Genomic DNA, 25114 nt, shown 5'->3' on the forward strand with positions numbered 1-25114 from the left:
CCGCCCCGCGCACCGAGCAAACGCAAAGATCTGCCGCACGTCAAGGGTCATTCGTGTATCGTCGGAGGTCGTATGGTCAGCGCGAGCGGGACGGATCCGGCGGCGGAAGCGGAGACGAAAGCGCCGCTGCTCGAGCGGCTCGGGGTGCTTTATTTCCAGCGGCTCTCGGCGTCCTCGCCGCGCGTCGCCGCCGCCGACGCCGTGAGCGTGCTGAACGCCGAGGAGCGCCGGCATCTCTCGGCCGTGGTGCGCGGCGCCGTGATCCGCGCGAGCCTCGCAGGCGCGGTGAGCGCAGCGCTCGCGGCAGGCGCGGAGGTGCTCGCGGAGCGGCTCTACGGGGCCGAGCAACAAAGCTTCGACGCCGCGGCGCGATACTGGGCGCTCGTCGGCGGGGTGACGATCGTCGCAGCCGTGGCGGAGATCCTGTTTCTTTATTGGGATTCGCTGCGCGCCGTGCACCGGCTCTCGCGCGCCGCGGGGCTCGATCCGTTCGCGACCGCGTCGAACGGCGACGGCGCGGCCGTGGCCACGGCGCTCGCGCGCGCGGCGCTCGAATTGCCGAATCCGACGGAGCGCGTGTTCGGGGTCGATCCACGGCGCGAGGCGTCGAAGCTCAAATTGGCGGTCGCGTCGCTGCTCTACAAGGTGAAGGTGAGCGTCACCAATTTCGCGGTGAAGGTGCTCGTCCGTCGCCTCGCGGGCCGCGCGCTCGTACGCACGTGGCTGCCGTTCGTCGCAGTGCCGGGCACGGCCGCGTGGAACGGGATCGTTTGCTGGATCGTGCTGCGCGAGGCGAAGATCCGCGTGATGGGCCCGTCGGCGGCGCGCGAGCTCGTGGGCGCGATCTTCGATCAGGGAATCACGCTCTCGACCGAGGGGCGGCTCGCGCTCGTGCGCGCCGTGGCGAGCTCGATCGTGCGCACGGAGGACCTGCACCCGAATCTGCATGCGGTGCTCGTCGAGGTATTGCGGCGCGTGGACGATCCGCTGCCGGAGGGCATCGACGATTCGCGCGTGTTCCTCGACGTGCTTTCGCGCCTGCCGCCCTCGGAGCAACGCGTGGCGCTGCAGGTCCTGCACGCGGCGGCGATCATCGACGGTCGCTTCACGAGCGCCGAAAAACTCCTTCTCCAGGAGGCACAAGCCGCCTGCGGAAGGACCCCGGACGTGAAGCCGGCCGAAGAGCTTCGCCGCGCATTCGTCAACGGCGCGGGATCCCTCGACGAGCTGATTCGCGCGCTCCTCTGAACGGTCACGCGAAGCCCATGCGCGAATTCAGCGCGGCGCCGGCAGCTTGCCGGTGACCACGCCGAGATCCACGAATGCGCGGTCGGTCATGACCACGAAGGGCCGCTCTTCGAGCCGGATCTCTCCATTTCCGTCGTGCTCGACGATCTGGAGCTTGCCCATGCCGTAGCCCATCGGGCCCTTCGAGTAATAATGGGCCTGCAAGCGGTACGGGTAGGCCGCGGCGCGGCCGTCGATGGCGAAACATTCGGGGCCGTACCCCGTGGTGACGTCGGCGAAGAGCTCGCCGCCGGAGCGGAGCTTTCGGTGGCCGTAATAGGCGTGCCCGCGGCGGCTGTCGCGAATGTGGAAATCGACGTCGTTCGCGTCCGTCTCCCACGTGAGGACGAACCGGAGCGAGGGGCGCGTGGCGAGGGGGACGCCGAGCTCGTTCAAGGTCTTCTGGACCGCGGCGCGGCGCTCGGGTTTGGCGTGGATGAGCGCGGCGGCGAGAATGCCGACGTCGTCGGCGAGGACGCGGCGAACGCCGGCGAAACGGCCGCTCGGATAACGACGCGCGAAGGCCGCGGTGATGACCTCGAAGGCCTCGGCGTATTTTCCGGCGCGGGCGAGCGCATAAGCGAGGAGCCGGTGGCCGGAAGGATGATCGGGGCGCGACGCGACGGCCTTTTCGTAAGTGTCGACGACGAGGAAGGGGACGCCTTCGGCGCGAGGGCCGATTCGTTCGAGCCGGGCGCCGGCGAAGCGGCGGAGATCGGCGCGGGACGGGAAAAGGTCGATGATCGAGCCATAAGCACGCGCGGCCTGGGGGAGGTTGCCGAGGCCCTCGAAGGATTCGCCGAGCGCGATCAGCGCGAGCGCGTCGCCCGGCTCGGCGTCGCGCCAGGCAGAGGCCATGGACAGCGCTTCCGCGTGCTTTTTCGCCTGGATCAGGCTCATGACCTCGGCGAATTTGCCCTCGTAGGGCAGGACGCCGGAGCCGCTCGTATCGTCATCGTCCTCCTCGAATTCGCTCGGCGGCCGGGGCGGCGGTCGCCAGGACGGCGGCCTGCGGGGGCTCGGCGCGTCGTCGAATGGATCCAGGATCGATTCGGCATCGATGCGGCGGGGACGCGACGCGCCGGCGGCCGAGGGAGCAGCGGGCTTTGCGGCCGCGCGGGGCGCGCTCGCGGGGCGCGGGGACGGCTCGGCCTCGGCGGGCTCGGGTTTGGCCTCCTGCTTGAGCTCTTCGCGCGAAAGGGTCTCCGTTTGCGGAGGAGGAGGCGGTGGGGCCGCCTCGCCCGCCGGCGCGGCAGCGGGCTGCGCGGGCGGGGCGCCGGGCGGGGCGCCGCCCGTATCCTTCTTTTGGCCTGCCTTGGTCTCGGTCTCGTTCTTTTCCTGGGCCACCTTCGCGGGTTCGTCCGGGGACGCCGCCACAGTCACGGGGCCGCCTTTGCGGCTTTGCAGCTCGACGCCCGAGCGGCCGACCACGAGGATGTCCACGAGCGCGGTCCGGTCGATGCCAAAACGAGCGTAATCGTTTTCGGTCTCCAGGACGAGCAGCGCCGTAAGGTCGGAGAGGACCCGGAAGCGCGTGGAGAGCGAGACGATCTCGCGCCCGATCGCGGCGCGTCGGCCCTCGTCCGGCGCGGCTTCCATCTGGAGGGAGAGGCGCTCGATGTTCGCCCGCGCCGCCGCGCGTTCGAGCAGCGGGCGCTCGGCGAACTCCGTTTCGACCTTCGTCCGCGCCGTGCCGGAAGGACCCTCGACCTCGACCTCGAACGGCGCGCTCGAAGGAATCTCCGCATACACGAGCGCCTCGTCGCCGGGCTGGACGGCGTCGAGTTTTTCCGGGTACACCCATTTCGCGCCGGGGACCCGCACCTTGAGGCCCGAGACGGTGGCGCGACCGAGGCGATCGGCGAGCGTGCGCGGGCTCTCTGCCGCGTCGAGGACCACGCCGTCCTGCGGGAACGTGCCCGTCGTGAGCCTGCGGAGGAGCGCCTCGTCGCGGATGCCGCCGGCCACGAGGGCGTCGAGCCTGCGAATGCCGGCGTCCCGCAATTGCTGGAGGTCGGCCGCGATCTCGCCGGGCGTCGTGGGGCCGGCCGTGGGAATGCCGTCCGTGAGGAGCAAGGCGCGGGTGAAGCGGCCGCCCTGCTTTTTCGCGTACCCCGCCGCGCTCTCCAGCGCGAGCCCGAGGTCGGATGCGCCGAGCGCCTTTCTCTGCAGAATGGCCTCGATCTCCTTGCGGCCAAACCCCTTCTTGGGCCCGACGTACACGGGTTCGAGCCCTTGATCGAAGCAGGCGACGGCAATGGGCATGTCGCTGCCCGGCTCGTCCGGCAGCGCCGTGAGGAGCGCGGCGAGCCGCTCGGCCTGCGTGGCGAGGTCGAGCGCGCGCGAGGCGCTCGTGTCGAGCAGGACGAGCAGGTCCCGGACGGGCTCGAGGCGATTCTCGGCAATCGGCGTGACCCGCCCGACCGCGAGCTCCTCGTGGCGCAAGCCGACGGCCTTCGTGCCGGCCGCGAGCGGGAGAACGAAATCACGGTCCGGGGCGAAATCGGCCTGCTTGAAGGAGTGAATGCGGCGCACGGGCTCGCCCTTGTCTCCGCGGCGGCGCTCGATGACGCGCATGTCGAATTTGCCCATGCGCGGCAGGCCCCGGAGGTAGGCGCGGTACGGCTCGGCGCGCGAGGCGAGCGATTGCGAATAGGAGACGATGATCTCCTTCTCGCCCGAGGCCGGAATGGGGAACACCCGGGCTTGAAAGCGGTTGCCGGCCTGTTTTTCGAGCAGCGCCGGGTCGGCCCTGCGGTGGAGGAAATCCTCGTACGCGACGCGCGCCGCCTGAAGCTCGACGACCTCGCCCTCCTTCCAGCCGTCCGCGTTTTTCATGGCGAACCGGCTGATCGTGGCCCCGGGCGGCAGGACCAGCTCGAAGCGGCCCTCGATGGTGCGCGCCTCGGGGTTCTTGAAGGTGAAATGCAGCTCGGTGAACGCGAGCGGATCCTCGACGGCCGCCGCGACTTCGAGCGAGGTGATCACGAGGCCGACACCGTCGGGCGAGGTGAGCGAGACGGGCGCGCCGCCGCGATCGCCCCCGGCGACTTCGAGCGCCTGCGTCGGCTGCTCCTCCCAGCGCACGGGGACCATCGGGAGATCCCCGGGCGCGCGCCCATTCCCGTCGGACGCGCCGCCGAACTCCGCGGACTGCGGGCCCGTGACGACCGTGGGTCCCGGGCCGCAGCTCGCGAGGGCCTGGGCGAGGACGAGGAGGGCGAGTCGGGAGAGACGGCGGCGCATACGGTCGAGAATACGCCCACCGCCGGGCGGAGCGGAAGCCGATCTCGCGAATCAGTTCGCTTTGACTGCGATTTGCCTGGGCTTCTGCGCGGATACCTTGGGCAGGCGGACCTTGAGGACGCCCTGGGCCACCTCGGCGGTGATCCCGTCGGCCACGATGCCCTGCGGGACCAGGAACGTGCGCGTAAAATCCCCGGGCCGGCCCTCGACGGCGAGGGCGTTGCCCTCCGGCGCGCTCGCTCGCTTGCCCGCAATCGTGAGCTCGTTCTTGTCGAGGCGCACCGCGATATCACCGGGGCCGACGCCGGGCAGGTCGGCGACGATGAGGAGCTCGGTCTTGTTCTCGAAGATATCGACCGCGGGCGCCACGCCGCGCCGCGTCTCCAGCGTCTCGGTTTGGTTGTCCCGCTCGTCACGGCTGATCTGCGCGCTCATGGCTGATCTCTCCTTTTCCTTCCAGAATCGTTTTTCACGTGGCCGATTTCACGGCGATCTGCCGGGGCTGCGCCTCGGGCGACTTCGTGAGCGTGAGCGTGAGGACGCCGTCCTTCAGCACCGCGCTCGCCTTCTCCGTGTCGACCTTGCAAGGCAAGGCCACGCTGCGCGAGAACTTCACCGGGACACGCTCCTTCTTGTGGAGCGCATACCCCTCGGGGACATCCGCCTTCCGCTCGCCGGAGAGCGTGAGCACGTCCTGATCGATCTCCAGCTTGATGTCCGATTCTTTCATTCCGGGAACATCGGCCGCGATGACCAGCGCGTCGCCCTTGTCGTACACCGAGAGCCGCGGCCACGTCGCGACCGTGCGCGACGAATGGGCGGCCTCGAACGGCTCGAAGAAGAAGGGAGATCGCGGCCAGGCACCTCCGCGCGAATCGTACTCGTCGAACAGCCGGTCCATTCTCCGGCGAAGCTCATCCATGGCGGCAAAGGTCCTGTTCACGTCGCCGAATCGCATCAACATGGTCGCCTCCGTATGCCCTCGCGGGGCATGGCTCCGCCCCCACGGGCCCCGAGCGCCGCCGGCAGGGCGAACCATGCCCACACCGCGGACGCGCTCCCGGGCCCGTCTCGTGCACCCATCCCCAGCAGCGGAGAATCGTCCTCGATTCTCTTCCGCCACTCGGGTTCGGACGCGGTGCAATCTCTACATGGGTCGGCCGCTGTCAAGACCAGCCCCCGCAAAGCCGTCCCCACCCCCGGGAGGCCCGCCCTCGCCCCGCCCCCCGAGGGCCCGACCGTCCGACCGTATGAACACGAAACAAAGGTTGACTTCTGCGTCGAACCTTGTACAAAGCGTATACAGCCTTGACGTGACGCGTGCTACGCGGAGGAATCGGCGATGCGTTCCAGGGGAAAAGCTTCGAAGTTCATGACGGCGGCCGCGCTCACGGCCGCGCTCGTGCCCGGTGTCTCCCTCGCCCTGCCCAAGGAAGGCGCCGAAGCGCCCAATGCGCGGGTGGAAGACGCCGACGGTCGCGCGTTGCAGATGAGCTCTCTCAAGGGCAAGCCGATCCTCATCGTATACGAAGACAAGGACTCCGCGGCGCAGAACCAGCCGCTCAAGGACGACCTGTCGAAGCTCGCCCAGGGCGACAAATACAAGCAGAAGATCGCGCTCGCCGCGGTCGCGGACGTGAGCGGCTACGACTGGTGGCCCGCGAAAGGCTTCGTGAAGGACGCGATTCGCGAGGAATCGAAAAAGCAGAAGACCACGATTTATTGCGACTGGGACGGCTCGTTCCGGAAGGCCTACGGTATTCGTCAGGGCGTGAGCAACGTGATCCTCGTCGGCAAAGACGGGCGCGTGCTCTTCGCCGGCTCGGGCGCGCTCGGCTCCGCCGACCGGAAGAAGCTCATCGAGCTGCTCGGCGCGCAGGTCGAAAGCTGAACGTCACCCCCGCCCTCTCCCCTCGCGCTCAGTCCTTGCTCCCCCGCGGCGAACGCCTGCGCTTCTGCGCGGCCACGACGCGCTCGATCGTCTGCCGCGCGCCCGCGAGGTCGCGGCCGACGCAAATGCCGCCGCGATCCTCGATCCACGAGCGCATGGCCTCCGAGCCGTCACCGCCGACGAGCCACGCCGCCCCGCGACAAGCGTCGGCATACGCGTCGACGAGCTCACGCGCGCGCGGCGGCGACGGGGCAATGGTGACGCTGAGACCGACGAGGTCGGGCGCGAGCGAGTCGACGACACGCGAGATGGCCGGCGGAGGCGTGCGCGCGCCGAGCATGAGCGTGCGGAAGCCCCACGAGGCGAAGCGCAGGCCGACGCCGTAAAGGCCGAGGACGTGATCCTCGTCGGCGAAACAAGCGAGCGCGATGCGGCGCGTGGCGTCCGCGGGCTGCGCGAGGCGCAAGAGGTGGATGAGGGTGCCGCCGAGCACGTTGGAGGCGAGGTGCTCCTGCGCGACGGTGATCGCACCCGCGTGCCAGAGGTCACCGATCTCGCGGAGCGCAGGGCCGATCGTTCGTTCGAAGATCGCCACGGCGGGGCCGAGGGTGAGGGTCTTCGAGACCTCTTCTTCGAGCGCGTCGGGGTCGAAGCGGCGCGTGGCCTCGACGATGCGATCACTCGCGGCGGTGAAGGGATCGGCGTCGAGGGCCACCATGCCGGGCGAAGGCACGGCGGGCGCGGCGCTGATCGCGGGCTCGCTAAGCAGGAGGCGCGCGGACTCGGCCGGCGCCATGCCCCCCTTGACGAGGTCGCGCATCTTGACGATGAGCGCGACGTCCTCGTCGCTGTAGAGCCGGTAGGCGGAGGGCGTGCGCGACGGCGCGGGGACGCCGTAACGACGCTCCCAGGCGCGCAGCGTCGCAGAGCTCACGCCTGTCAGTTCCGAGACGGTGCGAATTCGGTAGAGGCTCAACGGATCGCTCTCCACGGTCGCCCCGACCGATCGTCAGGACCGACCAAGAGAAACCTTTTCCAAACTTGATACAGACCTTATACTGTTCGCATGCAAGGTTCAACCCCCAAGCCTCACGCGGTCGTCATCGGCAGCGGTTTCGGTGGTCTGGCTGCGGCGGTCCGGCTGGGCGCGCGCGGTTATCGGGTGACGGTGCTGGAGAAGCTCGATGTCCCGGGCGGTCGAGCCTACGTGCACCGGATCAACGGCTTCACCTTCGACGCGGGGCCGACGGTCATCACGGCGCCTTTCCTGCTCGAAGAGCTGTGGACGCTCGCGGGCCGGCGCATGAGCGACGACATCGACATGCGTCCGGTCACGCCCTTCTACCGCATCCGGTTCCACGACGGGGCGGTGTTCGACTACACGGGGGACGCCGCGGCGATGCGCAAGGAGGTCGAGCGGCTCGCGCCAGGCGACGTGGAGGGGTACGAGCGGTTCATCCGCACGAGCGAGGAGATCTTCAAGGTGGGCTTCGAGGAGCTCGCCCACGTGCCGTTCGGCTCGTGGTGGGACATGGCGAAGATCGTCCCCGACATGATGAAGCTCGAGAGTTATCGCTCGGTCTACAACCTCGTCGCCAAGCACGTGAAGGACGACCGGCTGCGGCAGGTGATGAGCTTCCACCCGCTGCTCGTCGGGGGAAACCCCTTCTCGACGACGTCGATCTACACGCTGATCGCGTTTCTCGAGCGCAAGTGGGGCGTGCATTTCCCGATGGGCGGCACGGGCGCGCTCGTGAAAGGGCTCGTGCGCCTCATCGAGGGCCAGGGCGGCGAGGTGCGCTGCAACGCGGAGGTCAAACGGATCCTGCTCGCCGGGCGAAAAGCGCGCGGCGTGGAGCTCGCGAGCGGCGAGACGATCGCGGCCGACGTGGTGGTGTCGAACGCGGATTCGGCCTGGACCTATCGACACCTCGTCGACGAGAACGTCCGCAAGCGCTGGACGAACGAACGTTTGGAGAAGCAACGTTATTCGATGGGGCTGTTCGTCTGGTATTTTGGGACCAAACGAAAATACGAAAACGTCGCACATCACACGATCTGCCTCGGCCCGCGCTACGAAGGGCTGCTCGACGACATCTTCCAGAGGCACGTGCTGGCGGATGATTTCAGCCTGTATCTGCACCGGCCGACGGCGACGGATCCGTCGCTCGCGCCCGAGGGCTCGGACGCGTTTTACGTGCTCTCGCCCGTGCCGAACCTTTCGAGCGGGACGAACTGGGAGAGAGAAGCCGAGCCGTATCGGAAGCGGATCGAGCGGTATCTCGCGGAGACGCTGATGCCCGGGCTCGAAAAGGAGATCGTGGCGTCGCGCGTGACGCACCCGCAGGAGTTCCAGGACCGGCTGCTCTCGTTCCGCGGCGCGGCGTTCGGGATGGAGCCGGTGCTGACGCAGAGCGCGTTCTTCCGCCCGCACAACGAGAGCGAGGACGTGGAGCGGCTCTACATCGTGGGCGCAGGGACCCATCCAGGCGCGGGCCTGCCAGGCGTACTCTCTTCGGCGCGGGTGCTCGACAGGGTGGTGCCCGATGCAGCCTCGCTCCATTGAACAGACGATGACCCTCGGCGCGCCGCTCCTCCCCTCGTCGGCCGAGCGCGCGGCGTCGGCCGACGACCTCGCCGCGTGCCGGGAGCTTCTGCGAAAAGGCTCGAAGAGCTTCTTCGCCGCGTCGCTGCTCCTGCCGAAGCGAGTGCGCGTGCCCATGCTGCCGGTCTACGCGTTCTGTCGCGTGGCCGACGACGTGGTGGATCAAGCGAGCGAGCCGGGCGCGGTGGAAGCCCTGAAAGCGCGGCTCGCCGCGGCATACGAGGGCAGGCCACACGACTCGCCGGTCGACCGGGCGTTCTCGGACGTGGCGCGCGCGCACGATCTGCCGCGCGCCGTGATGGAAGGTCTCATCGAGGGGTTCGCTTGGGACGCCGAGGGGCGAAGATACGAGACGCTGTCGGATCTGCACGCGTACTGCGCGCGCGTGGCCTCGACGGTCGGCGTGATCATGAGCGTGCTCATGAGCGTGCGTGATCCGAAGGCGCTCGCGCGCGCGTGTGACCTCGGCGTCGCCATGCAGCTCACGAACATCGCGCGCGACGTGGGCGAGGACGCGCGAAACGGGCGCGTGTACCTGCCGCTCGTGTGGCTCGAAGAGGCCGAGATCGACGTGTCGAAATGGCTCGCACGGCCGGTGTTCACCGCGGCGCTCGGCGGCGTGGTCGAGCGGCTCTTGCAACACGCGTCGGTGCTCTACGCCCGCGCGGATCTCGGGATCACGATGTTGCCGCGCGACTGCCGGGCCTCGATCCGCGCGGCGAGTTTGATCTACTCGGACATCGGGCGCGTGGTCACGCGCGCGGGCTTCGACTCGGTGACGAGCCGCGCCTACGTGCCGCTCGGGCGCAAGCTCTGGCTGCTCTTGCGCGCGCTCGCAGCGCCCACGCCGAGGACGCCGCTCCCGGTCGTCGCGTGCGAGGCAGAGGTCGATCCGCCGGCGCTGCCGGAGGTGCAGTTCCTCGTGGATGCCTGCGCGCGGCCTGCCCGCAAAGGGGACCGCGCATGATGCCCGAAGACGAGGCGCGGCAGAGGGTGCGCGAGTCCGGCGGGGACGAGCTCTGCGAGCGGCTCCTGCACCTCGACGCGATCCGCGCGGCGCGAGCCGAGCGCGTGCCCGTGATCGGGCCCGCGCGCCCGGACGAGGGCGTGACGCCGGACTACGACGTGGTGATCGCGGGCGGTGGTCTCTGGCTCGTGGTGGCGCCGCTGCTCGCGGCGCGTGGGCTCAGGGTCGCGGTGTTCGATCGGGCGCGGATCGGACAGGCGCATCGCGAGTGGAACTGCTCGGCGAAGGAGCTCTCGCCGCTCGTGTCGTCGGGGCTGTTCACCAAGCGCGAGGTCGCGCGGCTCGTGGTCGCGAAGTACGATCACGGGGTTTGTCGGTGGCACGGGGGCGGCAGCTACCCGGTGCGAAACGTGCTCGATCATGCGGTGGATGCAGGGAAGCTGCTCGCCGCGGTGCGCGCGCGCGCGGAGGCGCGGGGCGTCGCGCTGTACGATGGGGAAGCGGTCGTCGCGCATGCCGAAGGGCCGGAGGGCGTGGCGCTGTCGACGAGCGCGGGCGCGACGCTGACGGCGCGGATCCTCGTGGATGCGCGCGGTGCGTCGAGCCCGCTCTCGACGGCGGACCTGGTTTGTCCGACGGTGGGCGGCGTGCTCGCGGGCCTCGAAGAGGGCGACGCGGCCGATCAGATCCGCCCCGACGTGGGCGAGATCCTGGCGACGACCGAGGGCGTGGAGGAGGGACGCCAGCACATCTGGGAGGCGTTCCCGGGCAAACGCGGCGAGGTGACCGTGTACCTCTTTTACTACGCGCTCGCCGATGCCCCCGGAGCCTCGCTCGTGTCGCTCTACGCGCGCTTCTTCCAGAAGATGAAGGCGTACAAGCGCGGTGATTTCCGGCTGGTTCGACCGACGTTCGGGTTCATCCCGGGCTGGTCGAGGCTCGGGCCGGGGCCTGCGTCGGGTCGCAGGGTCGTGCTCGTCGGTGACGCGGCGGCGCGGCACTCGCCGCTCACGTTCTGCGGTTTCGGCAGCGCGCTGCGATCGTTCGAGGGCGTCGCCGACGCGATCACGCGCGCCGCGGAAGATCCCGGGGGCAAAGGGGCGAACGTGCTGCCGAACGACGCGCCGATCCACAAGGGTACGGGCGCGCTCACGTGGCTCATGGCGACGCCGCCGCAGGAACCCGCGCGCGCCGGCGAGCTGAACGATCTGCTCGACACGGCGTTCGCGACGCTCGCCGACATGGGCGACGAGGCGTACGGCGCGCTCCTCCGCGACGAGATGTCGGCGAAGGACTTTGTCCGCTTCTTGCGGACCGTCGCGGGCAAACGGCCGCGCGTGTATCGCGACGTGCTCGGCCGCCTGCGGCTCTTCGGGCTCGGTCGATGGGGGTTCGGGGTGGCGCGCGAGCTTCTGCGCGCGAGCTGAGGTCGCGGATGATCCCTGCACGCAAGGTGTCGTGGTTCAACACCTGGTTTTCGGGCCACGCGCGCTCGAGGATCCAGGCGGCGTTCGGCGAGGTGCGCGTGCAGGGGCTCGATCGGGCGCGCGCGCTCGCGAAGGAGGCGCCGCTGCTCGTCGTCTCGAACCACACGTCTTGGTGGGATCCGCTCGTCGCGATGCACGTCTCGACGCACCTGCTCGGCACGGACGGGCACGCGATGATGGACGCGAAGAACCTGCGGCGCCTGCCGTTCTTCGCGCTCGTCGGCGCGTTCGGGGTGGACCTCGACAAACCCGCGGACGGCGCGCTCGTGATGCGTTACGCGGCGCGGCTGCTCGACAAACCGGGCAAGCTCGTGTGGGTGTATCCACAAGGGCAGGAGCGGCCGGTGACGGAGAGGCCGCTCGGGTTTCGGCCGGGTTCGGCGGAGATCGCGCGCGTGTCACGCAAGGCGCGCACGGTGCCGGTGGGGCTCCGGTACGAGTTCGGCGGAACCGAACGGCCGGCGTTGTGGCTCTCGTTCGGCGAGCCCGTGCCGGCCGAGCGGGACACGACGAAGGGGCGCGCGGCGCAGGAGGAGGCCGTGGAGGCGGAGCTTTTGCGGATCGAGCGCGCTGTGCGCGGTGAGGGCGCGGAGGGCTTCGAGGTGGTGTATCGCGCGGCGCCGTCGCGTGTGGGCGGCGTGCTCGAAGCGATGCTCGCCGCGATGACGCGGCCGTGGGTGATGCGAGCGCCGAAGGCCGCGCCCGAGCTCAGCGCCGGGGGCGATCGTCCGAAGGTGACCTCATCGCCGCCTTGATCGCCTCGCGCAGGTTGCTCCGCACCGTCGTCGTCGTGAGGTCGGCCCCGAGCGCGACGAGCGTCTGCGCCACGGCGGGCCGGACGCCCGTGATGATGCTTTGAGCTCCAAGGAGCGTCGTGGCGCGGATGATGCGCAGGAGGTGATCGGCGGTCGCGTCGTCGACGGTCTCGACGCCGGTGAGGTCGAGGATGACCTGCGACGCGGCGAGCGAGACGACGCTCTCGAGGAGCCGCTCGGTGATGTCCGCGGCGCGCGCCTCGTCGAGCTGGCCCACGACGGGGAGCGCGAGCACGCCGTCCCAGACCTGGATGATCGGCGCGGACATGGAGTGGATCGTCGAGCGCTGCTGCTCGATGATGGTGAGTTTTTCCTGGACCTCGATCTCGCGCCGCTTCTTGTCGTCGATGTCCTGGAAGGCGCCGAAGATCCGCACGACCTTGCCGTCCTCCACGTGCGCATGTCCGGCCGCGCGGACCCAGAGCCTGCGCTTCTTGTAGGTGAGGAGCTCGAGCTCGAGGTCGAACGGCTCTGCCGCCCCCACGCATCGCTCGACCGCCTTCGAGATCGCCGGGATCCACTCGGGCGCGTAGAAGTTGATCGCGGTCTCGAGCTCCGGCGCGAAGCCGGGCGGCGTCTCGTGGATGCGGTAGGTCTCCTCGGTCCAGAAGAGCTGGTTCGAGCGGCAATCGAGCTCCCAGCCGCCGACCCTCGCGAGCGCCTGCGTCTGCTGCAGGAGAATGACGGTGCGCCGGATCGTGTCGTCGCTCAGGGTGCTCGGGTCGACATCACGACCGACGGTGTCCTCACGGCGTGCGTGCTGGGCAGGTTGGTTCATAGGATCTCAAACGTTTGCAAGACGTGACGACCGAAGAGCCCCCGGCGCGTGGATCGATACCACGAAAGCCCCGAGGCCGAACGCGGCTCCACGCGCGCTTTTCGGCCGCGAAATGCGCCAAATCGCCGACGACACGCAGGCGTCGGCACACACCGCCAAGGCGTCGACGGTATTACGAGGACGTACGTTTGGTTTGCTTGGTCTGCCAACCGAGCTCCCACGGCCCGAGGAAGAGGCCGTAGGGTCCACGCGCGCCTCGCGCATGGTGTACGAGGTGCGCGTCGCGAACACGCGCAAAGTAGGGAATCCTGGCAAGGGCCTGGACCGGGAGGCGGCCGTGGACGAGGCCGTCGTGCACCACGAGGTACGCGACGCCGAAGAGGGTCATGCCGATGCCGACGCCGAAGAAGATCTCCCGCAGGAGGGAGGGCGCAGCGGTGCAGCCGTGGAGAATTGCGGCGATGGCGATCGGGGCGTGCAGCACGCTGAGGGCGTCGTTCGCTTCGAGCGCGCCGCGGCGCTTTCGGTGATGCGAGCGGTGCAAGCGCCAGAGGAGCGAATGCCAGACGCGGCCGTGAAGGAGCATCGCCCAGAGCTCCATGGCCAGCGCGACGACGAGCGCGACGGGGATCCACACGAGGGCCGCGCTCATGGTTTCACGGCGGAGGGCTGGCGCAGAAGGCCGGTGCGGTCGACGACGAGGACACGATCACGCCAGGTGACCGTTCGAGATCGCAAGGCGCGCGCGAAGGCGAAGGCGAGCACGACGTCGGCGAGGACGGCGTCTCGCAGCGCGGAGACGAGGCCGACCGGGCGCCCCGCTGCCCGCGCGGCCACGAGCGCGATGACGAGGCGCGCGAGCAGCGCGAGCAGCGCCGCGCCGAAGGCGACCTGCGGGACGACGAAGGCAAACGCGGTCGCGAGCAGGACGATGGGCCAGGTGGCGAAGAAGAGCGCGGGGTAGCTCCACAAGAGGAGCGGGCGCTGCGCGCGGATCACCGTGAGCCACCGGGAAAAGCGCGCGATCACGGCCTCCCACGATCGACCCTGGGCGAGCGAGCGCGCGACGATCGGCACGGCCACGACCGAGCCGCCCTTTTCGCGGACGCGCCGCGCGATCTCCATGTCCTCGCCGAGATAGTCGACGAGCGAGCCGAAGCCGCCGATCGCCGCGAGCGCGCTCGCGCGGATGGCGAAGAGCTTGCCGACGAGGCCACGCGGATCGAGCCGCGCGAGCACCGGGAAGGCGTGGAGCGAAGCGCCGAGGACGGCCGCGGAAGCGTGATCGCCGAGCGTCCTCGGAGGTGCATGCTCGGCCGGCGGAGCCCACGCGACCCACACAGGCGAGGCAGCGGCGAGCGGCGCGACGAGGGCATCGAGGTCCACGCCGGCGAGGTCGACGTCGCTGTCCGTGACGATGAGGACGTCGGCGCCCTCGGCCGCGGATGCGAGCTGCGCGGCCTTGCGGTTCGGTCCGCCGCCGCCGGTGAAGACGATCTCGGCCTCGATGCCGGCACGCGAGAGCGCCTCGGCGGCCCTCTGCGCCGCGGGCAAGGCGAGGTCGCATTCGTTCTCGATCGCGAAGCGGCAGCGGACGTCGAAGGAGCGTTTCGCGCGGGCGAGCGAGGCGAGCGTCCGTTCGAGCGAGGGCTCGCTGCCCGCGCACGGGCGCACGACGAGGACGGAGGGTTTTTCCTGCCGCACGGCTCCCTCGGCGCCCTCACGCAGGACGGTGCGCGGGGCGAAGGTCGTGCGCCGGACGGCCTCGAGCGAGGTCGAGGCGACGGCGAAGGACCAGCCGAAGAGCAGGAAACCGAGAATGCTCGGAACGTCTGTCGTCATAACGAGACGCGTCGCATCCGATACGGCAGCATGAACTGCACCACCCGGGTCCGGAACCGGTCGAGCGAGAGCGCCTCGTGCACGCCATGCGCGTGTTCGCCGAGGTAACGGCCCGAGAGCTGCGAGCGCGCATAAAAGGGCGTGTCTTCGAGCGTGCGCACGAGCCGCGGGGACGTGCCCGGATCGACCCGGACAGGGCGCTCCATGCCCCAGAGCGTGCGCGGTACGCGCGCGAGGGCGAGCGGCTCGATCGGCTCGGATCGTCCGTCGGCGCCGAAGCTGTGCTGGATGAGATCACGCGTTCCATCCCGACGAACCGAGTCGTACGTCACGACCGTGCGGCGGCGCGTGGTGGCGCGGCTCCAGTTCCAGCCGGAGAAGCCGTCCTCGATCGGCTCGTCGCCGAAGTTCGAATCGACGTAGGCGAGGCCCGTCCAGCGCGTGCATTTGGGGCGGCGGATGTCGACCTCGGCCCGGGCGATCGGCGCAATCGGGGCCCAGCGGTGGCGGCCGTTCGAGTCGATGACGAACGACTGGTCGGCGACCGCGAACGGATGGATCCGGACGGTGCCGGAGACGCGGCCGGGCAGCGGCGCGGTCTTCTCCTCGAAGCGCACGATGAAGGTGTCGTCCTGCCATTCCATCGAGCTCGGGCCGATGACGAGCGCCGTGCGATAACGGCGCACGTCGGAGCCGCCGCGCTCGGTGAAGGACCAGGCGTCGCGCCCGGGGCCATACAGCGCGACGTTCATCGAGCAATGGGCGAGCGGGTCGGCCGGGCCGCGCTTGCGTGCGGCCGCGTAAAACGGCGAAAACACGCTGCCGAGCAGGCCGATGATGGTGACGCCGTGACGGCCGTCGTCACTGAGCGCGTCTAGATACCACCACGCATAACCGTTTCGCGCGATCGGCTCGTCGAAGCGAGGTCCTCGATCACGGCTTTCGCGCAGAGGCGACCGCTGAGCGCCGCCATCGGCACGCCCGCCCCCGGATGGGCGGCTCCACCCGCCAGGTAGAGGCCCGGGATCTTCGTGCGTGACGCCGCCCGGACGAACGGGGATTTCCACCCGTGGGATGCCGGGCCGTACAGGGCCCCCCCCGTCCCCGGGAACATGCGGTCGAACTCGCTCGGCGTCGTCACGACGGGCGGCGCGGCAAACTGCGGAAAGACGAGACCCGCCCGCTCGAGGAGCGAGAAAGCTGCTGATTCGCATTGCTTGATCTCCGAAGTGGTGAGGGCGCGCTGATCCCCGCGGGCCGGGGCATTGACGAGGCAGAGGAACCGCTCGGGGCCCGCGTGCGCGCGCTCGCCGTCATCGCGATCCTGGGCGCAGACGTACACCGTGGGCTCTTCGGGCAGGGTCCCGCGATCGAAGAGGTCGCGGAACTCCTCGTGATAGTCCTTCGAGAAAAACACGTTGTGGCGCGTGAGCGGATACGCGCCCGCGGCCTCGGCGACGAAGGCCCAGGTGACGGCCGAGAGCGAACGCTCCGCGGGGGCCGGAAGGGCGCGTCGCCCGGGCGCGCCGAGCATTCCCTGGAAGAGCGCGGCGGGGTCGCCATTGTGGACGACGAGATCGGCCGAGAGGCGCTCGCCCGAGGCGAGGCGCACGCCGGCGACGCGGCCATTCGCGACGACGAGCTCGGTGACGTGCTCGCCGCAGCGAATCCTGACGCCGATCCGCTCGGCCACCCGCGCGAGCGCCTCGGCGACGCGGAACATGCCGCCCTCGACGAGATACACGCCGTCGCGCTCCACGTGGGCGACCACGTTGAGCGTGGCCGGCGCGAGGAACGGCGAGGAGCCGCAATACGTGGCGTAACGGCCGAAGAGCTGGCGCAAACGTGCGTCTTGGAAAAACTCGCCGAGGGCCTTCCAGAGCGTCCGGTGGCCATCGATGTTGAGCATTCCCTCGATGCCGAGCGAGCCGACCGCGAGCATCGCGGAGCCGAGGCTCGGGCGCTCCGAGCAGAGAAACGGCTTCTGCACGGTCTCGTAAATGCGCTGCGTGTACGCGCAGAACCGCCGGTATCCCTCGCCCTCGGCGCGGCCGGCGAACGTCGATATGGCCTCGACGGACCGGTCGAGATCGGCGTACAGATCGAGCGTGGGCCCTTTTTCCCAGGCGTGCCTGGCCAGGACCTCCGCGCGCCGGAGGGTGAGCTCGGCGTCGAGCGAGGCCCCCACCGAAGAAAAGATCTCTTCGAGGACCCAACGCATGGTCATGACCGTAGGACCTGCGTCGATCGCCCGGCCGGCCACGTCGACCTGCCGCATCTTGCCGCCGACCTTGGGCGCACGTTCGAGGACCACGACGTCGATCCCCTGGCGAGCAAGCAAAAGCGCCGACACCAGGCCGCCCACCCCGGCGCCGATCACCACCGCACGGCTCGTCCCATCCGCCATGAGCCCGTTCCTACAACAACCTTGGACATCTGTCTAGAGTTTGTTCATCATGGACCACCAAACCCTTGACAAGGGTTCCACATCCATGGACGATACCCTTCGCATGGACGTCTCCAGTCGCGTCGAGCGCGCTCTGCGCGCTGCCCTCGATCCCATGTGCGCCCCAGGCGCACCGCCCCGCCTCGCGGCCGCCGTCTACCATTCGGTGTTCCCGGCAGGCGCTCGCATTCGTCCGCAGCTCTGCCTCCGTGTCGCGATGGCCTGCGGCGAGGACGCTCCCGGCCTCGCCGATGGGGTGGCCGCCGCGATCGAACTCGTGCATTGCGCGTCGCTGGTGCACGACGACCTGCCCTGCTTCGACGCCGCCCTGACACGACGGGGCCAACCTTCGACACACCGTGCATTCGGAGAGCCGCTCGCCGTGCTCGCCGGCGACCAGCTCATCACGCTCGCGTTCGAGATCCTGGCCCGCTCGTCCACCGCGGCCCCGCTCCGGCTGGGCAAGCTCGTGACGACGGTCAGCCGCGGCGTGGGGATGCCTTACGGGATCATCGCGGGCCAGGGCTGGGAGAGCGAGGCGAACATCCCCGCGACGCTCTATCGAAGGGCGAAGACGGGCGCGCTCTTCGAAGCCGCTGCGGTGGGCGGCGCCCTCGCGGCCGGCGCCGATGCGGACGAGGCGGAGGCGTGGCGCGGATTCGGCCAGCGGATCGGCGAGGCCTACCAGATCGCCGACGACATGCTCGACGTGCTCAGCGACGCGGCGAGCGCCGGCAAGCCCGTGGGCCGCGACGCCGCGCTCGGGCGGCCGAACGCGGCGTGTGATCTCGGGCTCGGCGCCTCGACGCACCTCTTCGAACAGCTCGTCGACGCGGCGATCCTCTCGATCCCGGATTGCCCCGGCCGCGACGATCTCTCCCGCTGGGCCACGCAGGTCGTCGACCGCATCCGCCGCCGCGCCCACGTGGCCGTGTCGCAAGGCGCGCAGGCCGAGCAACCCGAGCTCTGATCAGCCGACCTCGGGCTCGACGTCCGGCTCCGAAGGCGCGGGCAAAAGGCGCTTCGATCCGCCCCGAGGCTCGCCGCGCAGGGCCGGGATCCGCAGAACGAACACGCTGCCCTTGCCGTCCTCGGTGATGGGGCTCTTCACCTCGATGCTGCCGCCGTGGCTCTCGGCGATGTGCTTGACGAGCGCGAGCCCGATGCCGCTGCCGCGGATGCGCTGCTCGCCCGCGCGCCGCCCGCGCACGAAGCGCTCGAAGATACGCTCCTGCTCGTCGGGATCGATGCCGGGGCCACGATCACTCACGCGCACGACGACCGAGCCATCGTCCGACACGACGTCGACGTCGACGCGGCCGCCGTCCTTCGCGTACTTGAAGGCGTTGTCGAGCAGGTTGATGATCGCAAGCTCCATGGCGCGGGCGTCGATCATCGCCTCGGGCAGGCCCTCGGCGCTCGCGAAGTGCACGACGATGCCGTCGCGCTCGGCGCGGTAGCGATACACGTCGACGGCGCGGCCGACGATGTCCTCGAGCCTGCCGGGGGCGAACTCGTACGCGGCCTTGCCACGCTCGACCTTGGCGAAATCGAGGACGTTCTCGATCAGCGCCGTGAGCCGCTCGCTCTCGCTCACGATGATCTGGAGGTACTGCCGGCGCTTCTCGTCGCTCGCCACGCGATCGGCGAGCAGGATCTCGCCGAACATGCGGACGAGCGCGAGCGGGGTCTTCAGCTCGTGCGAGACGTTCGCCACGAAGTCGCTCTTCAGCGCGGCGAGCCTGCGCTCCTTGATCGACGCGAAGATCACGATCGTGACGCCGACGAGCACCACGATGGCCGCGAAGCCGACCATGCCGAGCTCGACCAAACGCTGGCGCTCGACCTTGTCGCCGAGGTCGTCGGCGCTCGTGAGCGCGATCTGGAGGCGCCAGTTGTAGAGCGTCGTCGGAAAGGGCCTCCCGACGGTGAACTCGCCGCCTTTGATCGGCGGGCCGAAGACGATGCGGCCTTCCTCGTCGATGACGTTCATGCGGCTGTTGCCGCGATCGATGTCGCGGTAGAGCCGCGGGAAGACGTCGTGCACGAGGCGCGGGACGTCGTGCCAGGCGACGATGAGGTAACGCCGACCCGCGTAGGAGCGCTGCCAGTAGCTGATCAGGATGCTCTGCTGATCGATGATCTGGTGCAGGTGGCGCAGCTCCTCCGTATCGCCCTGGAAGTTCAGGATCGGGAAGAGCTTGCCGAGGAGCAGCCGCCGGAACGCGTCGTCCTCGCGGCCCGGCGCGCGCGAGGCGAATGCGAGGACGTCGCGCGAGTCGTGGCTCATGTCGAGCACGAGGATCGCGCGCACCGTCGGCGTCTCGCGCGAGGCCGTGGGCAGCCACCTTCGCGCGATCGTCGTGAGGTTCGCGATGTCGACGTGCGCGGCGACGACGTTGTCCTGGTTGATGATGAGCTTGTCGAGGCGGTCGACGCGCTCGTCGGCGAGGGTCAGCGTCGCGTCGAAGACGGTCTGCTGGCGGGCTTTTTCGATCTGGAGCGTCGTGCGCAGCGCGATGCCGCCGAGCACGAGGACGGCGAACACGATCGCGGGGACGATCGCGAAGTAGAGCAGCCGTTCGCGCAGCCGACGACGCTGCATGGACGGTCTCCGCGCGCCGCGCGACTAGCGCGCCGCCGCCTTGTTCGCCGTCGCCCGGATCTTCTCGGGATCGAGCACGACGCCCTGGATGGTGAGGAACTCCGCGAGCTCTTTGCCGACGTAGGTGAGCGCGTTGCCCTCGGTCGTGGCGTACCGACCGCCGCCGGTGGGGTTCACGATCTCGATGAGGCCGAGCGTCTTGCCGCCGCCGATCGCGGGGGCGCAGGCGATGCTCTTCGGATCGATGCCGAACGCCTTCCAGCGCGCGTCGACGGCGCGCGGGTCGCGTTGCGCGTCGGTGATGACGAGGGCCTTCTTGTTGGCGATCGCGGCCTGCGCGAGGCCCGTTCGATCGGGCATGCGGGCGAGGAGCCTGTCGTGCTTGCCGCCTTGCTGCCGCACGAGGACGAGCTCGCGTTTCTCGGCGTCGTGGAACCAGACGAGGATGAGCTCGCTCGGGAGCTGCTCCGAGAGGATCGAGACCACGAACTCGGCGCCTTCGAGCGCGTCGCTCAGGAAGTGCAGATCCGTCGAGGCACCTTCGAGCTCCTTCATGAGCTCTTCGGCCGAGCGAACACGCGCCTTCGGCGGCGTGGACTTCGTGGTGGTCGTGACCCCGCCCTTGAGCGCGGGGTTCGACCCGGCCTGCGCGCGCGGCGGCGGCGCCGAGGGCGAACGAGCGGGCGGCGTCGAGACCGAGCGCTGCGCGGGCGGCGGCGACGAAGGAGAACGCGCCGGCGGCGGCGGCGATGAGGGAGAACGCGCCGGCGGCGTCGAGACCACACGCTGCGCGGGCGGCGGCGTCGAGGCGGGGCGCGGCGCCGCGGGCGCGGCCGCGGGCTTGCTCGGCTGCGGCGCCGGTGGACGCACCTCCGGCTCGCCGCGCCAGTCCTTCCACGACAACGTCACGAGCGGGGCGCGCGCGGGTTTGCCCTCGTAGGCGTGATCGAACACCGCGAGGTTCACGAGCACGCCGCGCGCGCCGTCGAGCGCCTTTTTCACCGCCTCGAACCGGTCGAGCACGACCCGCCGCGCGAGGTCGACCGACGTCCCCTCGGGCACGACGTACACGTACTCGCGGTACGTCAGCGGTGAGCTCTCCGTGGCGGCCACCTCGCGGCTCGACAGCACGCGATGGCTCGGGAGCGGCGCGGCTGCGGGCGCGGGCGTCGCGCGCGGAGGGGCTGCGACGCGCGGGGGCGCGGTGACGGCCGGGCGACCCTTCGGCGGCTCGGCTTGGGCTTGCCCGCCCGCGGACAGCTCGGCCGTGTCGGGCGCTTTGCGCACCACGTAACGGAGCTTCTTCACCGGATCGACGGCCCTGTAGCCGTCGTCGAGCAGCTCGATCGAGAAGTTGCCGAGCGACCCGTCGTCCCCGCGCATCGCGCGGGCCTTCTGGAGCGCGGGCTGCCACTGCGGGGCCTCCACGGTGAGCTTTGCCGGAGGTTCGGCGGAGGGCCCGGGTGACGAGATTTCCACGAACCAGCGCATCGGTCGTCCATTCGGCGTCGGCGCCTTCCGCGACGCTCGAACGCGATTCTTTTCTACAGGTGCCGAAGGAGCCGGTCAACGCGCGCGCCCCTGGAATTCGAGGTCCCCAGGTTCGGACGAGCCCCGTGCGTCGAGACGAGGTCCACGCGCGGGCCGAACCGGGGATCGTGTAATAAGAGTCCCCCGTGCCCGCCACACTGGACCAAGACGAAGCGGAAGCGGCGCCCTCGCTCGGGGCCCGTCGATACGGTGACGCCGACGGCTCGGGATTTTTCGCGCGCGTGCTCGAGAGCTGGCCCGCGATCGACCGCGTGCTCTACCCCGTCTTTGCCTCGGCCTGCGTCGTCTACGCGGCTACCGTGTTCTACGGGTACATGCACGTGCAGACGCGCGGCGGCTGGTCGGCGCCGCTCGACGACGTCTTCATCCACTTCGACTACGCGCGCGCCGCGGCCCGCGGCTTCCCCTTCCAGTGGTCCGAGGGCAACGGTTTTTCGAGCGGCAACACGAGCCTGCTCTACCCGTTCACGCTCTCGCTCGGCTACCTGCTCGGCTTCCGCAGCCTCGACCTCATGGCGTGGGCGGCGCTCGTCGCGTGCGTCTCGACCACGTTTTTCCTCGTCGCCGCGGGCCGCGCGTGCGAGCCGCTCGGGCGCGCCGCGAAGTACCTCGTCCCGCCCGCCGTGCTCTCGCTCGGCGCGCTCGACTGGTCGCTCTTCAGCGGCATGGAGAACGCGTTCCACCTCGGCGTCTGGGCGCTCATGCTCCTGCCGATCCTCTCGATCGGAAGGGCGCCGGGCGAAGCGCACGCCGTGCGCCGGAGCGGCATGCTCGCGGGCCTCGCGGGCGCGCTGCTCTACGCGACGCGGCCCGAGTCCGTCGTGTGCATCGCGGTGTTCGCGTTCTACGCCGCGCTCGCCGTGTGGAAGCCCCTCGGGTTTCGCGCCGCGGCAGCGACGCTGCTCCGCGCCTCGGTCCCCGGCGCGATCGTGGCCGTGGCGCAGGCCGTCGCGAACCGCGTCTTCACCGGCGAGTGGGCGGCGGCCGGCGCGATCGTCAAGCTCGCGCTGAACCACCCCTACATGAACGGCGAGCAGAAGCTCGACGAGTACCTCTCGCACCTGAAGTACGTCGTCCTTCGCAACACGCAGCACCACTTCGCCGACTGGATCCCCGGCCAGAACCTCCCCTGGGGCTGGATCGTCCCGCTCGTCGCGCTCATCCCCTTCTTCTCGAAGAAGACCCGCGGCGTCGCGGCCATGCTCTGGGCGCAGGTCGTGACGTGGCTGCTCCTCGTCTCGCTGAACGGCCAGGTCCGCTGGCAGAACGAGCGCTACACGATGAGCGCCGTCGCGTGGCTCTTCGTGCTCGCCGCGATGGGCCTCGGCCTGCTCCTCGTGCCCGCGGTCGAGGCGACACGTCGCGCGCGGGGCCTCTTCGCGCTGCGCGTCGCGATCGCTTGCGGCGTGGTCGTCCTCTACGGCGTCCACCAGGCGCCGAACATGCGCGATCAGATCTGGTTCTTCGGCCGCGCGAGCCGCAACATCCGCGACCAGCACGTGGTCGCGGGCAAGGTCCTCGCCGAGCGCAAGGCGCGGCGCGTGCTCGTCGGCGACGCGGGCGCGCTCATGTACGCCTCGGACCTGCCCGGCCTCGACATCATCGGCCTCGGCGGCTACCACGACCTGCCTTTCGCGCGGGCCGGCGTGAACGGCCTCGGCGCCACGATCGAGCTCATCGAGCGTATCCCGCCCGAGGATCGGCCCGACCACATGGCGATCTACCCCTCGTGGTGGGGCGACCTCCCCGGCCTCTTCGGCCGTCGCCTCGTGGGCGTCCCCGTCGTCGGCAACGTGATCTGCGGCGGCGCGGAGAAGGTCATCTACAAGGCCGACTGGAGCGCGCTCGACAGGAACGGCTGGCCGCGCACGCAACGCGAAGGCGAGCGTATCGTCGACGAGCTCGACATCGGCGACCTCGTCAGCGAAAAGGCCCACGGCTACAACTTCCCGCGCCCCGGCATGGGCTTCGTCGTGCACCGCGTCCTGCCCGAGCCTGGCCAGAAGCTCCGCGAGCTCTTCGACGCCGGCCGCATCGTCCCGCACGGCGAGCCCGAGCGCGCCAGGATGAACGCGCCGAAGCGCGGCGGCCGACTCGTCGTGCGCACCGTCTCGGGCCGGCAGGCCGCCGCCGAGGTCCGCGTGGACGGCCGCCTCCTCGGCAAGCTCGAAGCGCGCCCCGGGCCCACGTGGACCGAGCCGAGCATCGACCTTCCGACCGATCTCCCGCCGCGCTTCGAGCTCGCGATCACGCCCGTCGAGGGCGAGTGGATCACGTACCACGTGTGGATCCTGGAGGGCGCCGGCGCTCCGTCGGCGGCGCGCTGATGCGATACCCGACGAGCATTCCGTTTGGGCTCTTGCTCGCCGTCGCCGTGATCGGCTGCGGCCGGACGGACGCGGAGAACGCGCGACGCTTGGCCGTGTCCCCGCGGGGCGCGCGCCTCGTCTCGATCCCCGGCGCGACGTTCTCGTTCCACGACCCGATGGTCGCGAAACGCGCAGTCGTCACAGTGCAGCCGTTCCAGATCGAAGCGACCGAGGTGACGGTCTCCGGCTACGCCGCGTGCGTGGGCGCGAAGGCGTGTGTCGCGCCGGTGGGCGAAGGTCGCGTCGCGAAGCACGACGAGCCGATGTGCAACTGGGGCAAGCCCGGCCGCGGCGATCACCCGATCAACTGCGTGAGCCCGGCCGAAGCCGAGGCTTATTGTCAATGGAACGGCGGACGCCGCCTGCCGACGATCTACGAGGCTTACTGGGCCGCGCTCGGCGACGCGCGCATGAGCGAAGAAGAGCGCCTCGGCGAGCGGCACCGCATCTACCCGTGGGGCCGCGACGAGCCGGAGAAGATCGAGCATTGCTGGCAACGCGGCTCGATGGGCGGGACGCAGGGCGGCGTGGTCGGACCCATCACGAGCACGGCGCCGCCCGTCGCCGTGGACCTCGGCACCTGCCCGGTTGCGAGTTACACGGGGGATCGCAGTCCCTTCGGGCTTTACGATACGGCGGGGAACGTGGCCGAGTTCGTCTTCGATCCGAGGCCCATCGTCTGCGTCTCGACCAAAGGTGAAGAGCCGTGCCCGCGGGAAGACATGTTCCGCGTGACCGGAGGCACCTGGCACGACCACGGGCTCATGGGCAATCAATCGCCCGCGGCCCACCACCCGGTCGCGAGTCAGCGACACCCTTGGTATGGGTTTCGGTGTGTGGCGGGGGCGGGGTAATCACGAGCGGCCCATTCGGCTCCGATGATTCCGCGGCTGCGTGATTGGGCACGCCGAGCACGGACGAACGGTCGGCGCGCCCGGAGACGCCTTTGGCGCAGCGCCAAGCCCTACCCCACACGCCCGGCCCTCCCTTTGGCGCAGCGCCAAGCCCTCCCCGCCACGCCCGGACCTCCCTTTGGCGCACCGCCAAGCCCTCCCTGCCGCGCCCGGACCTCCCTTTGGCGCACCGCCAAGCCCCTCCCTGCCGCGCCCGGACCTCCCGTTGGCGCACCGCCAAGCCTGACCCGCGCCGCCCGGACCTCCCTTTGGCGCACCGCCAAGCCCCCCCTGCCGCGCCCGGACCTCCCTTTGGCGCATCGCCAAGCCCG

The 25114-nt window shown here is 70.1% G+C and carries 20 protein-coding genes; 9 read left to right on the forward strand and 11 right to left on the reverse strand.

Annotated elements, in window-relative coordinates; translation table 11 throughout:
* Window positions 1–72 precede the first annotated feature (72 nt).
* Entirely contained in the window at window positions 73–1248 is a 1176-nt protein-coding gene (locus QHF84_RS15570; protein ID WP_281314086.1) for a hypothetical protein, read from the forward strand.
* 27 nt (window positions 1249–1275) lie between these two features.
* Here QHF84_RS15570 and QHF84_RS15575 read toward each other — a convergent pair whose 3' ends face one another.
* Genes QHF84_RS15575 through QHF84_RS15585 form a run of 3 tightly spaced genes read right to left on the reverse strand, consistent with a single transcriptional unit; the run spans window position 1276 to window position 5497 of the window.
* Window positions 1276–4533: a VIT domain-containing protein gene (locus QHF84_RS15575; RefSeq protein ID WP_281314087.1), complete on the reverse strand. Its 3258-nt coding sequence runs from the start codon at window positions 4531–4533 to the stop codon at window positions 1276–1278.
* A gap of 51 nt (window positions 4534–4584) precedes the next feature.
* Complete coding sequence (locus tag QHF84_RS15580; protein ID WP_281314088.1) at window positions 4585–4968, reverse strand: Hsp20/alpha crystallin family protein; 384 nt, start codon at window positions 4966–4968, stop codon at window positions 4585–4587.
* A 34-nt stretch (window positions 4969–5002) separates the two neighbouring features.
* Window positions 5003–5497 carry an Hsp20/alpha crystallin family protein gene (locus QHF84_RS15585; protein WP_281314089.1) on the reverse strand — a complete coding sequence of 165 codons (495 nt, stop codon included), beginning with the start codon at window positions 5495–5497 and terminating at the stop codon, window positions 5003–5005.
* 378 nt (window positions 5498–5875) lie between these two features.
* On the opposite strand from QHF84_RS15585, the gene QHF84_RS15590 reads away from it, so the two are divergent.
* A complete protein-coding gene (locus QHF84_RS15590) occupies window positions 5876–6424 on the forward strand; it encodes a YtfJ family protein (RefSeq protein ID WP_281314090.1) in 549 nt (182 codons plus the stop codon).
* A 28-nt stretch (window positions 6425–6452) separates the two neighbouring features.
* Here the strand turns inward: QHF84_RS15590 and QHF84_RS15595 are convergent, their stop codons facing one another.
* Entirely contained in the window at window positions 6453–7415 is a 963-nt protein-coding gene (locus QHF84_RS15595) for a MerR family transcriptional regulator (RefSeq protein WP_281314091.1), read from the reverse strand.
* A gap of 75 nt (window positions 7416–7490) precedes the next feature.
* On the opposite strand from QHF84_RS15595, the gene QHF84_RS15600 reads away from it, so the two are divergent.
* Genes QHF84_RS15600 through QHF84_RS15615 form a run of 4 tightly spaced genes read left to right on the forward strand, consistent with a single transcriptional unit; the run spans window position 7491 to window position 12238 of the window.
* The gene (locus QHF84_RS15600; protein ID WP_281314092.1) at window positions 7491–8990 is read left to right on the forward strand and encodes a phytoene desaturase; all 1500 of its coding nucleotides are present in this window, start codon (window positions 7491–7493) and stop codon (window positions 8988–8990) included.
* The gene (locus tag QHF84_RS15605) at window positions 8971–9996 is read left to right on the forward strand and encodes a phytoene/squalene synthase family protein (RefSeq protein WP_281314093.1); all 1026 of its coding nucleotides are present in this window, start codon (window positions 8971–8973) and stop codon (window positions 9994–9996) included. The genes QHF84_RS15600 and QHF84_RS15605 overlap by 20 nt, the downstream gene beginning before the upstream one ends.
* Window positions 9993–11423, forward strand: a complete 1431-nt coding sequence (locus tag QHF84_RS15610) for a lycopene cyclase (RefSeq protein ID WP_281314094.1) — start codon at window positions 9993–9995, stop codon at window positions 11421–11423. The genes QHF84_RS15605 and QHF84_RS15610 overlap by 4 nt, the downstream gene beginning before the upstream one ends.
* Before the next feature lie 8 nt (window positions 11424–11431).
* Window positions 11432–12238 (forward strand): lysophospholipid acyltransferase family protein, encoded by an 807-nt coding sequence (locus QHF84_RS15615; protein ID WP_281314095.1) that lies wholly within the window; start codon window positions 11432–11434, stop codon window positions 12236–12238.
* Here QHF84_RS15615 and QHF84_RS15620 read toward each other — a convergent pair.
* The 5 genes from QHF84_RS15620 to crtD form a co-directional block, all read right to left on the reverse strand.
* Window positions 12192–13076 (reverse strand): STAS domain-containing protein, encoded by an 885-nt coding sequence (locus QHF84_RS15620; RefSeq protein WP_281314096.1) that lies wholly within the window; start codon window positions 13074–13076, stop codon window positions 12192–12194. The genes QHF84_RS15615 and QHF84_RS15620 overlap by 47 nt on opposite strands.
* Window positions 13077–13248: 172 nt before the next feature.
* Window positions 13249–13728 carry a sterol desaturase family protein gene (locus tag QHF84_RS15625; protein ID WP_281314097.1) on the reverse strand — a complete coding sequence of 160 codons (480 nt, stop codon included), beginning with the start codon at window positions 13726–13728 and terminating at the stop codon, window positions 13249–13251.
* Window positions 13725–14918 carry a glycosyltransferase gene (locus QHF84_RS15630; protein WP_281314098.1) on the reverse strand — a complete coding sequence of 398 codons (1194 nt, stop codon included), beginning with the start codon at window positions 14916–14918 and terminating at the stop codon, window positions 13725–13727. The genes QHF84_RS15625 and QHF84_RS15630 overlap by 4 nt, the downstream gene beginning before the upstream one ends.
* The gene (locus QHF84_RS15635; protein ID WP_281314099.1) at window positions 14915–15736 is read right to left on the reverse strand and encodes a carotenoid 1,2-hydratase; all 822 of its coding nucleotides are present in this window, start codon (window positions 15734–15736) and stop codon (window positions 14915–14917) included. Before QHF84_RS15635 ends, QHF84_RS15630 begins: the two co-directional genes overlap by 4 nt.
* Window positions 15737–15792: 56 nt before the next feature.
* Window positions 15793–17325 (reverse strand): 1-hydroxycarotenoid 3,4-desaturase CrtD, encoded by a 1533-nt coding sequence (gene crtD, locus QHF84_RS15640; protein WP_281314100.1) that lies wholly within the window; start codon window positions 17323–17325, stop codon window positions 15793–15795.
* Between the two features lie 85 nt (window positions 17326–17410).
* Between crtD and QHF84_RS15645 the strand changes: the two genes are divergently transcribed.
* Window positions 17411–18334, forward strand: coding sequence for a polyprenyl synthetase family protein (locus QHF84_RS15645; RefSeq protein ID WP_281314101.1), 924 nt, complete (start codon window positions 17411–17413; stop codon window positions 18332–18334).
* Here QHF84_RS15645 and QHF84_RS15650 read toward each other — a convergent pair whose 3' ends face one another.
* Window positions 18335–19969 carry a HAMP domain-containing sensor histidine kinase gene (locus tag QHF84_RS15650; protein ID WP_281314102.1) on the reverse strand — a complete coding sequence of 545 codons (1635 nt, stop codon included), beginning with the start codon at window positions 19967–19969 and terminating at the stop codon, window positions 18335–18337. It lies immediately after the preceding gene.
* Between the two features lie 24 nt (window positions 19970–19993).
* Window positions 19994–21460, reverse strand: a complete 1467-nt coding sequence (locus QHF84_RS15655) for a GAF domain-containing protein (RefSeq protein WP_281314103.1) — start codon at window positions 21458–21460, stop codon at window positions 19994–19996.
* A gap of 185 nt (window positions 21461–21645) precedes the next feature.
* Between QHF84_RS15655 and QHF84_RS15660 the strand changes: the two genes are divergently transcribed.
* Window positions 21646–23847, forward strand: coding sequence for a hypothetical protein (locus tag QHF84_RS15660; RefSeq protein ID WP_281314104.1), 2202 nt, complete (start codon window positions 21646–21648; stop codon window positions 23845–23847).
* Window positions 23847–24743, forward strand: coding sequence for an SUMF1/EgtB/PvdO family nonheme iron enzyme (locus QHF84_RS15665; protein WP_281314105.1), 897 nt, complete (start codon window positions 23847–23849; stop codon window positions 24741–24743). The genes QHF84_RS15660 and QHF84_RS15665 overlap by 1 nt, the downstream gene beginning before the upstream one ends.
* Window positions 24744–25114: the final 371 nt, after the last annotated feature.

The organism is Polyangium sp. y55x31, assembly GCF_029946505.1.
Lineage (GTDB): Bacteria > Myxococcota_A > Polyangia > Polyangiales > Polyangiaceae > Polyangium.

What these genes read in the sequence shown, in the direction of transcription:
- QHF84_RS15570 (WP_281314086.1), top strand. Translation starts at nt 73, where the DNA reads ATGGTCAGCGCGAGCGGGACGGATCCGGCGGCGGAAGCGGAGACGAAA.
- QHF84_RS15575 (WP_281314087.1), bottom strand. Translation starts at nt 4,533, where the DNA reads ATGCGCCGCCGTCTCTCCCGACTCGCCCTCCTCGTCCTCGCCCAGGCC.
- QHF84_RS15580 (WP_281314088.1), bottom strand. Translation starts at nt 4,968, where the DNA reads ATGAGCGCGCAGATCAGCCGTGACGAGCGGGACAACCAAACCGAGACG.
- QHF84_RS15585 (WP_281314089.1), bottom strand. Translation starts at nt 5,497, where the DNA reads ATGTTGATGCGATTCGGCGACGTGAACAGGACCTTTGCCGCCATGGAT.
- QHF84_RS15590 (WP_281314090.1), top strand. Translation starts at nt 5,876, where the DNA reads ATGCGTTCCAGGGGAAAAGCTTCGAAGTTCATGACGGCGGCCGCGCTC.
- QHF84_RS15600 (WP_281314092.1), top strand. Translation starts at nt 7,491, where the DNA reads ATGCAAGGTTCAACCCCCAAGCCTCACGCGGTCGTCATCGGCAGCGGT.
- QHF84_RS15605 (WP_281314093.1), top strand. Translation starts at nt 8,971, where the DNA reads ATGCAGCCTCGCTCCATTGAACAGACGATGACCCTCGGCGCGCCGCTC.
- QHF84_RS15610 (WP_281314094.1), top strand. Translation starts at nt 9,993, where the DNA reads ATGATGCCCGAAGACGAGGCGCGGCAGAGGGTGCGCGAGTCCGGCGGG.
- QHF84_RS15615 (WP_281314095.1), top strand. Translation starts at nt 11,432, where the DNA reads ATGATCCCTGCACGCAAGGTGTCGTGGTTCAACACCTGGTTTTCGGGC.
- QHF84_RS15620 (WP_281314096.1), bottom strand. Translation starts at nt 13,076, where the DNA reads ATGAACCAACCTGCCCAGCACGCACGCCGTGAGGACACCGTCGGTCGT.
- QHF84_RS15625 (WP_281314097.1), bottom strand. Translation starts at nt 13,728, where the DNA reads ATGAGCGCGGCCCTCGTGTGGATCCCCGTCGCGCTCGTCGTCGCGCTG.
- QHF84_RS15630 (WP_281314098.1), bottom strand. Translation starts at nt 14,918, where the DNA reads ATGACGACAGACGTTCCGAGCATTCTCGGTTTCCTGCTCTTCGGCTGG.
- crtD (WP_281314100.1), bottom strand. Translation starts at nt 17,325, where the DNA reads ATGGCGGATGGGACGAGCCGTGCGGTGGTGATCGGCGCCGGGGTGGGC.
- QHF84_RS15645 (WP_281314101.1), top strand. Translation starts at nt 17,411, where the DNA reads ATGGACGATACCCTTCGCATGGACGTCTCCAGTCGCGTCGAGCGCGCT.
- QHF84_RS15650 (WP_281314102.1), bottom strand. Translation starts at nt 19,969, where the DNA reads ATGCAGCGTCGTCGGCTGCGCGAACGGCTGCTCTACTTCGCGATCGTC.
- QHF84_RS15655 (WP_281314103.1), bottom strand. Translation starts at nt 21,460, where the DNA reads ATGCGCTGGTTCGTGGAAATCTCGTCACCCGGGCCCTCCGCCGAACCT.
- QHF84_RS15665 (WP_281314105.1), top strand. Translation starts at nt 23,847, where the DNA reads ATGCGATACCCGACGAGCATTCCGTTTGGGCTCTTGCTCGCCGTCGCC.